Below are 12,438 nucleotides of genomic sequence, written 5' to 3' on the forward strand. Positions count from 1 at the left end.
AATTAACTTATATTACAGTGTTAATTCTAATACGTAAGCATAATCTCCTGGTTTATCTTTTGGTAATTCTACCTGTAAACCATCAGCATTTTGCTTCCATTGTAAAGTATTCCCAGTACTCAACATTTTAATAGATTTCACTGTAATATCTTTTGAATACTCATTACCTAACCCCAATGAATGAATTTTTACACTTCCTATAGTTGGCCACTCCATTAAAATAGCATACAACTTTGTTCCATCTTCACTTTGTGTAAAACGGATATCTTGCCCCGTAAAATCTTTATTTTTTCCTTCTGAATGATGTCCTTTTTTAACCTCTGTAGGTCCTTCTCCAAAAGTTCTCCAATATTTTGTGTTGTAAATTGCATCACCATTAGTACCTAGCCATTCTCCCATTTGCAATAATATTTTTGCCTGGTCATCTGGGATTGTACCGTCTGCTTTTGGTCCTACGTTTAATAATAAGTTTCCGTTTTTAGAAACAATATCAATTAAATTATCTAACAAATCATTGGTTGTTTTAGATTTCCAATTAGAAACGTGACTCCAAGAATTTTTACCAATAGAAGTATCTGTTTGCCAAGGTAATTTTCTAATATCAGCCAATTTCCCTCTTTCTAAATCATACACAACAGTTCCTTCTGGAAAAGCTTGTTCGTAAAAGTTTTTGTCTTGCAACACTACTTCTTTACCCCACTCAATTCCTTTGTTATAGTAATATGCGGCTAATTTTGGACGGTATTCTCTAAAATCAGGAGTATCTAACATAAAATCAAACCACAAGATATCTGGCTTATAATTATCAATTAAATCTTTCGTTCTATCCCACCATCTTTTCTTAAACGCCTCTGAAACTGGCTCTGTTAAATCTTTTCCTTTTGATGAATATAAATCAGCATATTCAGGGTCTGTAGTATCAAAATGATCTTTTTTGTTAAAGAAAGACCAGTTGAACGCAAAGTGAGAAGAAGCACCCATAATCAACCCTTGCTTACGCCCTTCTGCCATTAACTCTCCTAAAACATCTCTTTTTGGCCCCATATCCACAGAGTTCCATCGAGTTGTATTTGATTTGTACATCGCAAAACCATCGTGGTGATCTGCAACAGGGACTATATATTTTGCTCCAGCTTCTTTAAACAACGTAATCCATTCTTTTGGATTGAATTTTTCTGCTTTGAACATCGGAATAAAATCTTTATATCCAAATTCTTTAGGATTTCCATATGTTTTCACATGATGCGTATAAGCCTCATGAGGTCCAGTTTTTTGATGTTTTAACTGTGCTGTAAACACCGCAGTGTCCATGTACATGTTTCTTGGATACCATTCTGAAGAATACGCAGGAACCGCATAAGCTCCCCAATGGATAAAAATCCCGAATTTCTGTTTGTTAAACCATTCTGGATCTTTGTAGTTTTTCTTGATAGATTCCCAGTTTGGTTCAAACACCTTCTTAACTGCAACCTCTTTTTTTTTCTCACTTGAACCCTTGCAGGCTACCAATAAAAATGCTCCTACAAATAGAGCTAACACGATTTTTTTTAACATTTTCCTTAAATATTATTTGAAATAGAAATCCTTATCAATACCAAATATCGATTTAAAGCAAAGATCATTTTTTAATACCTTTTATAACAAAACAAAAGGTTCATTCACTAAAACAAATGATTTAATTTTCATCAATTACAAGTATATACTACATTTTAGACCTATAAATCAAACACCTGTGGTAAATTTAAAAACTGATGAAATGGAAACATTTCCTGTATTGTCTTTTGAATGTACTTTCCAATAATAGGTAGTATTGGGACTTAGAGACACATTTTCTAAAATAGATTTATCTAGAATTGTATGTAATGTTGATGGATTACTGTCAGTATCTAAATACACCTCATAAGAAACAATATCATTATCCAAATCATTAGAACTCCAAGACAATGTTATAGTTTTAGTTGCGGTAACAATTCCCATAGATGGTGCTACCAAAGTTGCTGGATACGGAACATGACTTTCGGTTCCTTCTGCAGCGTTGTAAAATATCCAAATTTCACTTTCTGAGGTTTTAGATGTTGTGTCTGATTTAGAAACCACATGCCACTTAAAAGAAATTCCTCTTGACAAATTCACCGATGCTGTAGTACTACTACTCACTATTTGTTTCACACTATTATCTTCCAAACTTTCTATCACCACAATGTATTGATCTGTGTTTTTTGAAGCCTCCCAAGAAAAAGTAATTGTGCTTAGCAATTCTGACAACACACTTCCCTGATTGCAAGGCTCATCTTTTAGAGGAGACACCAATATTGCAGCTGTAGGTATTGCTACAACTTTTTCTACTTCTTTAGAACTATCACCTCCACAAGCAACCATTAAAAAAAGTATAACGGCAACAGCTACTATTTTTGTGTATTTTGACTTCATAATTTTCCTTTTTAATATACAACTCAACCTTGAAAACTATTTGATAAGTAATTTTGATTTCACGGTCATTTCCTCTGACTTCACTTCCATTTGATACAAACCTGTATTCAATTCACTTGTATCTACTACCAATTGTTGATTGTAATTTTGAAAATTTTCAGCTAAAATTAAACTTCCTAAAACAGAATAAATCTTTACGGATATTTGAGAATTCCACTTCGTATCAAATTGAATATTCACATAATCTTTTGCTGGGTTTGGAAAAATTTTTGTTGTTCCATATGCAATAAGATCTGTGAAAAAACCTTGACAATCTTGTGCTCCTTTTATTTCAATTGTATTTTCACCTTTCTCAAGAACTATATTGATAATTTCACCACTGGTTACATACGTATTATCATTGTGCTGAATGGTAAAAACATCACTTCCTTCTAACTGATATCGCACCTTATTTTTGACAATATTTTTGTTGACAATCTTTATATTTTCTGGTTCAGAAACCACTACCACATAGTGTTCATCTATCAAATTGTCTTTTGATGAAACAGCTACAGAATACGATCCTGAAAGCAACTCTGTAAAACTAATTTCTTTTTGAAAATCCTTAATTTCATTAAAATTCTCACCATTTATTTCAACTTCATAATCCCCACTATACAAAGCATCCACTTTTATTACACCGTAATTCACCCCTTCACAAGGATTGTTTACTATACTTACTTTTATCGTTTTTTCATTGGTTTTATACACTCCTTTAGCCCAACCACTTCCTTTTAAAGCAATCCAAAAAACATTTTCATTTTCAGGATCTGGTTTAAAATCAGTAATAGTATCTGGCTGACCTAAATTTTTATTCACCTTTTCCCAAGTAATACCAGCATCAAAAGAAATATAAGCTCCTGGATTAAAAGTAGTAGCTCCTTTATTTTCATGTGGTAAAGCAACATTAACAGTAATAATATTAGGATTTATAGGAGAAGTTTCTGTTTGCCAGATATATGGCATGTCAAAAATTTTCTCCCAATTAGCACCATTATCCCTACTTCTCCACACACCACCTTCTACAAAAGAACCTTCTTCTCTACCACAAGAAATATAAATATATTCATTCGTCTTATCTACAAACACATTGTTCACCGCTTTTATGCTTGATGGAATTGTAACTTTAGACCAATTAGTTCCTTTGTTGGTTGTTGTATACAAGCCTCCGTTACCTCCATCTGTTCCTATATTTAAAGCCGCATATAAAACTTCTGGATTTTTTGGATCCATTTTAATTCTACGCACACTTGCTTTTGTTGGCAAACCCGTATTTTCTATAGACCATGTAAGACCTCCGTCTTGACTTCTATAAACTCCCAAACCGGTAAAATCATCTGGCAACAACTTTCCTGAAACTTCTGCAATCGGATTCGCTATTACACAGAAATAAATATTATTAGGATTGTTATAATCAACGGTTAATGAATATTGAAAAAGATTGTCTGATGACAAATTCCCTCCATACGGCACAGGATATGAAAGATTTGACCAAGTTTTTCCACCATCAACAGAACGTCTAAATTGCCCTCTATGATCTTGTCTAAACTGTAACGTATAGATTTCATTAGGGTTTTTAGAGTTTACGGCCACAGATGAAATGGAAGTAGCTCCACTATGATTTACTTGACCTTCTATCTGTTTTACAGCAATAGCATCTTTATCAGGATAATCACCTAAATCCGCAGATTGCCACAAACCATGTTCTCCGCTACAAAACAGTTTTCTATTGGCAACCCCTGTTTCTAGCAACATAAATCTACCTGGTAAATTACTAGCACCTCTACCTACCCAAGCATCAGAACCAGGAGCTGTTTCATTATCATCAACTTGTTTCCATGAAACTCCTTTGTTATTAGATCTCATCACTTGCTGATCTAAACAAATAAAAACCTCTCCATCTTTATTAATTTCTAAAAAACGATTTCCATAAAACTCTTCTTGTTCGGCTTTTTCATACTTTAAATGTGCAAACTCAGTATTTATTCCTTTAGGATTGTTTCTGCCCGTCCAATACGTACCGTTTTTATCTTCTGACCAATATGTTCCAGATCTTGCTGTTGCGAACCAATTTTGACCTCCATCATTTGTTTTCCAAACATCACCAGGACCAAAAGCATAATCGTGTTTTACGTTATGAGAAATATAAATATCATTTTTGTCTTTAGGATTCACTACAATTCTATTATACACCGAATACACACTTGATGGATAATCTGGATACATACTTTTAGCTTCGGCTTGAGAAACATCAAACCAATAAGCAATAGCTCTCCAATACTTATTTTGCGTATTGTAATTGGTTATTTCAGTTAAATCCATCGCTAAATTCCCTGAAATACTTTCCCAATTAATTCCTCCATCTAAACTTTTATAAATTCCTCCTTTAGAAATTACTGAGTTTCCAGATTTTTCATAAAACGTTTGCTCTACCAGGTACAAAATAAATTCTCCTGTAACAGCATCGTAATAAGAAGTCATATCTCTTGGCGAATTGTTTGGCAATCCTGCCCCGCTTAACTCCCAAGACTCCCCTTTATTGGTACTTCTATAAACCCCTGAATTGGTTGCTATAACTACATTGTTATTGTTTGTAGGATCTACAATAATCCTTCCCACATCTAATGTACTAGGCAATCCTGTTTTTTTCTTTTGCCATGTAACTCCTTTGTCGGTACTCTTGTATACATGACCATAATCTGCATAGGCATATACATATCCACGTAAATCGTTGTGTTTTCTATGATTTGCTTTTACGTTCCAAAAATCACCAGCACCCATATACCAAATAGCATCATCGGTAGGGTCTACGGTTAACTCGGCATGTTTTCCCCCCATGTTTTTCACAAAAGACCAAGTTCTACCCCTGTCTAGAGTTTTGTACAATTCTCCTCTTACATCAATTGCAAATCCAAAATCTGCATCTTGATGAGAAAAAATAATCGACTGGATTCTTCTCATATCTTTTCCAGATCCATCAACATCTTTAATCGTTTGCCAGGATTTTCCGTTATCCCAACTACCATAACTATTATACATATCTGGAGACATAAATAGTACATTTACATCTGTAGGATGACACCAAAACTCCTCACAATAACCAGCCATACCTGGACCAAATTGTTTCCATTCTAATTTATCACTAGATGCTATTTTCTGTGATTGTAATTTTTGAAAATAAGTGGTATTTAACTGTGCGTTCACTAAAGAACACGTGCAAAAAAAAATAAAAATGCTTTGAAATATCTTCATGTTATTGTTCTTTAAAATTATTGAGATACAAATTCTACAGTAGCAGTTTCTAAACCGTTACTTTTTGCTACAAATTCTATTGTTCCAGATGCTTCTGAAGTTTTAACAATAGCCAAACATTTTCCGTTAAATGCTTTTCTTTTGGAAGCTTGGAAAGAATCATGATTCATATTATCTCCATTTCCTACTCCAATTAAAGTAGCGGCTCCATTAACTTCAAACTCAATTAAATTAGCTGCTTTTGGGACTACATTTCCATCTTTATCTAAAATAGTACACTCTACATACGCTACATCTTTTCCGTTTGCTTGCAATTCCGTTCTTCTTACAAATAATTTAATTTTAGCCGCTTTACCTGCTGTTTTCACTTCTTTTGTAGCAAACTCTTTTCCGTTTTTGTATGATATTGCCTTTAAAGTTCCTGGCTGATAAACAACTTCCCATTGTTGGTATTCTACTCCATTAATATCATTTTTTTGTTTCCCTAAAGATTTTCCATCCTGAAACAATTCTACCTCATCACCATTAGTGTATGCATATACGGTTACTTTTTTTCCTTCTTGTCCTTCTAAATTCCAATGAGGGAAAATATGCACCATAGGTTTATTAGACCATTGAGATTGATAAAAATAGTATCCGTCTTTTGGAAAACCACATAAATCTATAGGAGCAAAAGAAGAAGATCTAGCTGGCCAACCATAAGGAATAACCTCTCCCAAATAATCCCAACCTGTCCAAATAAACTGCCCCATAATATCAGGTCTGTTTTTAATATCTTTCCAAGCTTGTACTCCTCTATAACCTATTAATTCTCTTTGCTCTACCCAATTGTACGCATCATCGTATTTATAGCCTAATTTATCCCACCATTGTTTTTTCTCATCTCCATACAAATAAGTACCTCTAGGATAGTAAGATTGTGCAGAAGCACATTCTGTTACAATTCCCATAGCATTTGGAGCTATTTTATCTTCTCTGTCTAAACCATTTTCTTTAATGTAATTATACCCTCTAATATCGCTTGTAGATGCAGCAGCTTCACTTGGCCAAGCATCCCAACCGTATCCAATTAATCCGTTGGTTACAGGTCTATCATCTAGATTGTGAATAATATCAATCAATCTATTGGCAATAGGCACACCTTCATCGGTTTTCATTTGATCAATTTCATTCCCAATACTCCACATAACAACTGATGGATGATTACGATCTCTCAATACAAAATCTGTTAAATCTTTGTCTGCCCATTCTTTAAAAATATCCGCATAGTATTTTACAGGAATCCGTACTTTTTTACCGTTTTGAATCGTAGCAGGTTCTTTCACTACTTCCCATTCATCAAACATTTCGTTCATTACTAAGAATCCCATTTCATCACAGGTATCTAAAAACTCTGTAGAAAATGGATTGTGCGATGTTCTTACCGCATTACATCCCATTTCTCTTAAAATTTCCAATTGTCTCTGGATGGTTCTTTTGTAAATAGCCGATCCTAAAGGACCTCCTGCATGATGTAAACAAACTCCTTTTAATTTAATTTGTTCTCCGTTTATAGAAAAACCAGTGTCTTTACTGTATCCTAAAGTTCTAATTCCTGTTCTAGTGGTTTCTTTTCCTACTAAAACGCCTTCATCAAATAACTCTACTTGAACAGTGTACAATTCTGGAGTTTCTGGAGACCATAACTTTGGATTGTTAATAGCTAAATCTACCTTAACTTCTGTAATTTTTTCTGATGAAACTGTTTGATTTACTTCTGTAGAAGCCACTACAGCTCCATTATTAATAGCACTGATTTTAGCGACTATGTTTTTTGTTTTAGCAAATTCTGTTTGAATATTAAAAACAGCATTTACCGTTGCTTGTTCTTTAGTAATTGTAGGAGTAGTTACATATAAACTCCAATTAGGAATAAAAGTTTTATTTCTAATTTTTAAAGTTACATCTCTATAAATTCCTGTTCCAGAATACCATCTATGTCCTGGTTGAACCGAATTATCTAATGTTACGGTTAATACATTTTCACTATCAAAATTGATGTATTCTGTTAAATCGTACTGAAAACCAATGTAACCTAAAGGTCTATATCCTACTTTATTTCCATTTATATAAACTACTGAATTTCTGTAAGCCCCATCAAAATAAACAAAGACCTTGTTCTCTTTTTCATTAGCATCTACCGTAAAAGATTTTCTGTACGTACATTTTCCTGTTGGCAACCAACCTCCTCTAGAAAAAGAAGGATTGTCTTTAGAAAAAGGACCTTTGATACTCCAATCATGGGGAACATTTACCATTTCCCAACTAGCATCATTGTACTCTGGCTTAATTGCTTCTGCAACTTCTCCTTTGGTAAACTTCCAACCTTTGTTAAAATCTATATCTTGACTATAATTCTGTTTTTCATTAGAACAAGCTATTGTTATGAAAAGCACAAGAAGGTTCCATAAAATATTTTTCTTTGATTTTCTTTGGTTTGAGTAATTTTCCATTATTGCTTTTTAACGTTAGATAATTTAATTTCAAATTAAAACGAATTCTATATTCTTAAAGATTAGATATGATTTTTAAGCTAATACAAATGGTTTAATCGTGATACAACCTTAAAACAAAAAGAGACTACTCAGGAGCAGTCTCTTTTTATTACATCAAACAAAAACAATGAGTTTGATTTGAAATTTATTATGGTCTCTCTGAATATTTCTCAATGACAAGATCATCAATATAAAAATTAGCATATGCTGACCAAGTTGGTAATATTGTTAATGAAGTAGTTTCTCCAATAGCATCATTATCTCCCACAAAAGTAATTTCTGATTCTAACCATTGATCTAACTTAGTTGGATCTCCTTTCAAAACACTAAAACTTGCATCTTTTCTTATACTTCCTGTTTCAAAACGGAAAACAAGATTACCTGCACTATTTGCATTATCAGGATTACTTCCAATATATCTCTTAAAGCTAATTTTATAAGTAACATCTCTTTCCATTTTCAAACTACTAATAGTTTTTAGTTTTGCATTTGTAGTAGAAGTAGACATAGGATCATCTATATTAATAGTTGAACGGAATACATTACCCGTTGGTACTACAGTTCCTCCTGCTGGTGGATTACTTACTATTTCTGCAAAAGCAATATCTACCCCACCTACTTTTCCTGAAGTAGAACTCCAATCAACACCAATTTCATTGTTAAAAGCTCCTTTACCTCCTAAAACATCTATTCCAACATTTTCTACATTCTGTAATGGTATCTCTGCCAAAGCTCCACCTCCAATAGAAGTTATATCTCCTATTGCAGAATATGAAATTTGGATGGCATCGTTATCGTAAATAGGATCTGCCAATTCAATGTTAAGTAATTTATCATCGTCTTCACTCAAAGTTACTGAAACTACAGATGTACTAACACCATTCACAGTAACTTCAAATCCTTTAGTGGCATCATCTGAATTTGTTATTGAAAGAGGATCTACACCTTCATCTAATTTTAATGAAATCATCTCTTCTCCTCCATATTTTTTAATGGTTCCGACTACACCAATTGGTGTTGGTACATAAACTTGTACAGCCACATCTGTAAAAGACTGAAACGGTCTTAAATCTAAAGAAGTCAATCCGGCTACAGTACTATCATACGACAATGTCACTGTTTTTGTAGCATCGCTTGGTTCTAGTGGCGTTTCTAAAACAATATTTATTTTAGTTAGATTTCCTGCTGGTTGAGAAACAGAAGCTATAGATCTTGAAACACCATCCACTTTTAGGTCAAAGCCTGCCAAGGCTTCGTTTCCAAAAGTTACAAATTTAGAAGATCCAATAAATTCAATAATATCCGTGGGACCTTCTACAATATTTCCTTTTAATACAAAATCTTCATCTAAAGGTTCTACTTTAAAAATAACTGGAAAAACATAAGTATCTGTACTCGATCCTACCGTCTCTGTTCTATCTCTAGTCGCTTTTAATTCTCCTTTAAAAGTACCTATAGATTTGCTAAAAGTTAACGTGTCAATAGTTGTATTTCCAGACGCAATACTTACTCTATTTTTTATATCATCGGTAATTGTATATATTTTCCAACTTGTTGTTGTAGGTCTTGCATTGTTGTCTGGTAACTTTGCACTTAAATCTTCAAAAACCAATTTATCATCAAACTTTAATCTAATCGTATCTAAATTTTTATAATCAATTACATTTGCTGCCAAATCTCTAATCTCAGCCACCGCAACAACGGTATCATATACATCTAAAACAGTTGTATACTCATACACCCATTTATCACCTTTTTTTACTGTTCTTGTTGTATCTAATATCTGTTGATTAGCAACAGCATCCCATCCTACAGGTAACACAAACTCGGTATATTCATCAAATTCATTATAAATTGTGATTGGTGTTATGGTATTTCCTTTTTTAAATAAAACATTTACAGTTCTATCTGTAGAGACTGTGTCTCCAGGATTTATGATTGATTTATCATAGCTAGTAGACCCTACCTGAAGAGGTCCCTTTAAGAAAAAAGCTCCTTTAGGAATTCTCCATTCATGATGTGTTGCTCCTGCCGACAAATCCATAAACGTAGCAAACTTATTTACTTCGGACTCTTTAACTCCACCAGCAAAAGTACTTGTGAAAATTACATCTGTAAATGTATTGGGAGCCTCATATTCTTCGTTCTGACAACTAACAACTAGTAGTGTTAGAAATAGATATTTAATTATTTTTCTAAGATTTTTCATCTATTATTTTTTTTAGTTAAACAATCCAAAAACAGAAATTAGTCCTATTTTGTTTGATTCCATTTTAAGTTAGCAGTTACTTCATCAAGTGGTATTGGATAATAAGAATGCGTATTCTCGTCAAAGTTTTCAGCCCCTCTTATCATGTCTTGAATTCCTGTTGGTTGAGAGGTAACACTTAATCTTGAAGTATAAGTTGTAGGAGCTTCTCCTGAAATTGTGATAAAACACTTATATCTATCTCCATGTTTTCCATTAAAATTCTTATCAAAACTCCAATAGTCATATTTTATAGAGGCTATGTTTTCTAATTGAGTTTTGAATACCCCCCATCGTCTTAAATTCAACGCTCTCTCTTCTTCTAAAGCTAATTCTAAAGGATATTCTGTAAAACGTAAATGCTCTTTTAAATTGTCTAATGTTACTTCCTCTTCTCCATTTGATGAATCCAAATCAATATCATCCATATAAGTGGTCTCTGCATTTGCAAACTCTGCTCCTGCAATTTTTCCTAGTAAAATAAGATGTGAACGTTTTCTAATTCTATTGATGTATTTTAAAGCCTCAGTCAAATCTCCTTGCTCAATCATACATTCTGCATATGATAAATAGACCTCTGCCAAACGAATTACAGAAATATTAATTCCAGATTTATTGTTCATATTTATAGATCTATCTTCTCCTAGTCCCCCACCAATGGTATTCCAATGCGTAAATTTTTTCCACAAGTTAGGCTTGGTTCTAGCTAAAGGCGAGGCTCCAGCAGCATTACCATACTCCGCTGTCGTTACACCATAATACGGTGTATCAATATCATCAACCATTGCTATAGAATTACTTGCTCTAATACTATATCTTCTTAATCTATCTTCTGTACCTATAACTTCACCAGTAGCTGTGTCATAAATATCAGCTCCAACATGCATATTTTCTGGATCTGCTGGATCTATTTTTTCATCTCTATACTTAAGAGTAATCCATGAACTAGGTTGAACATTTCCTTGTGACATTAAGGCTGTTATATTATGATAAAAAGTTTCCTCTCCATCATTGGTTAAATTCAAATCTGTTGTGTAATTAATTTCAAAAATAGACTCTGTATTAAATTCATCAACTCCTGTTACACATTTAGAAATATTATCTGTTAGTGAATAACCATAATTCTCTATTACATTTTTAAAATAAGTTGCTGCTTTAGGAAAATCATTTTCTATCAAATAACTTTTCCCTAACATTGCTTCACAAAAACCACCTGTTACACGTCCTAAATTATTGCTCCCAACAGTCTCCCAATCAGAGTACGTTTTTGGCAAACTATCTAGGCCGTACTGTAAATCTTCTCTGTAAAAATCTTTGACTGCCTGTGAAGTTGACATTGCTTGTTGAAACTCATCTATGTTTTTAGGAACAAAATCTAGCAAAGGAACACTACCATTGTTGTAATATGCATTTAACAAATAATACAAATAACCTCTTATAGCTCTAGCTTCGGCAACAATTTTATATCCTTTATCCATTGTTGTTTTATCTGTAAATGTAGGTTTCAACTTCTCATAGTTTTCTATTACCTGATTCGCTCTAAAAATTCCTAAATACAAAGCAACCCATCTATTTCCTACTTCTTTTGTAGTTAAATCAAAATTCTGAAAATAGAAAAGTGTTCCTATTGAATTTTGTCTAAAACTACTTGGTACTGAATAATCTACTCTCGTTGATTCATAAGGAATCCCTAGAATATCCGTGTCTTTTAAAGCACTGTATACTGAGGTTAAACCTGCATCTAAATCTGTTATATTTTGCCAAAAATTACCTACTGTTATTTTATTTGGATTTGTTTGCTCCAAAAAATCATCGGTACATGCTTGCATTATAAAAGCAAAAAGCAGCAATGGAATCCATCTATTTATATTAATGATTCTATTTTTCATCTTTAAAGTTTTTTTATGTTTTCTTGTATTGTACATCTTCCTCTAA

The 12,438-nt window shown here is 33.1% G+C and carries 6 protein-coding genes; all 6 read right to left on the bottom strand.

The features are described 5' to 3' along the window. Positions 1-12: 12 nt before the first annotated feature. Positions 13-1,554 carry an alpha-L-fucosidase gene (locus Q4548_RS00555; RefSeq protein ID WP_303450151.1) on the bottom strand — a complete coding sequence of 514 codons (1,542 nt, stop codon included), beginning with the start codon at positions 1,552-1,554 and terminating at the stop codon, positions 13-15. 168 nt (positions 1,555-1,722) lie between these two features. Continuing rightward, on the bottom strand, positions 1,723-2,430 hold the full coding sequence (locus Q4548_RS00560; protein WP_303450154.1) for a hypothetical protein: 708 nt from the start codon (positions 2,428-2,430) through the stop codon (positions 1,723-1,725). A 36-nt stretch (positions 2,431-2,466) separates the two neighbouring features. Beyond that, entirely contained in the window at positions 2,467-5,721 is a 3,255-nt protein-coding gene (locus Q4548_RS00565) for a VPS10 domain-containing protein (RefSeq protein ID WP_303450156.1), read from the bottom strand. A 17-nt stretch (positions 5,722-5,738) separates the two neighbouring features. Further along, positions 5,739-8,213, bottom strand: a complete 2,475-nt coding sequence (locus tag Q4548_RS00570; RefSeq protein ID WP_303450157.1) for a glycoside hydrolase family 2 TIM barrel-domain containing protein — start codon at positions 8,211-8,213, stop codon at positions 5,739-5,741. Positions 8,214-8,403: 190 nt separating this feature from the next. Continuing rightward, positions 8,404-10,464, bottom strand: coding sequence for a hypothetical protein (locus Q4548_RS00575; protein ID WP_303450159.1), 2,061 nt, complete (start codon positions 10,462-10,464; stop codon positions 8,404-8,406). Between the two features lie 44 nt (positions 10,465-10,508). Beyond that, a complete protein-coding gene (locus Q4548_RS00580) occupies positions 10,509-12,392 on the bottom strand; it encodes a RagB/SusD family nutrient uptake outer membrane protein (protein ID WP_303450162.1) in 1,884 nt (627 codons plus the stop codon). Positions 12,393-12,438 lie beyond the last annotated feature (46 nt).

Origin of the sequence: Wenyingzhuangia sp. 2_MG-2023, assembly GCF_030548295.1 — a bacterium.
Classification (GTDB): domain Bacteria; phylum Bacteroidota; class Bacteroidia; order Flavobacteriales; family Flavobacteriaceae; genus Wenyingzhuangia.

Excerpts from the sequence above, each read along its gene's own strand:
- Q4548_RS00575 (WP_303450159.1), bottom strand. The coding sequence starts at position 10,464 with ATGAAAAATCTTAGAAAAATAATTAAATATCTATTTCTAACACTACTA.
- Q4548_RS00555 (WP_303450151.1), bottom strand. The coding sequence starts at position 1,554 with ATGTTAAAAAAAATCGTGTTAGCTCTATTTGTAGGAGCATTTTTATTG.
- Q4548_RS00560 (WP_303450154.1), bottom strand. The coding sequence starts at position 2,430 with ATGAAGTCAAAATACACAAAAATAGTAGCTGTTGCCGTTATACTTTTT.
- Q4548_RS00565 (WP_303450156.1), bottom strand. The coding sequence starts at position 5,721 with ATGAAGATATTTCAAAGCATTTTTATTTTTTTTTGCACGTGTTCTTTA.
- Q4548_RS00580 (WP_303450162.1), bottom strand. The coding sequence starts at position 12,392 with ATGAAAAATAGAATCATTAATATAAATAGATGGATTCCATTGCTGCTT.
- Q4548_RS00570 (WP_303450157.1), bottom strand. The coding sequence starts at position 8,213 with ATGGAAAATTACTCAAACCAAAGAAAATCAAAGAAAAATATTTTATGG.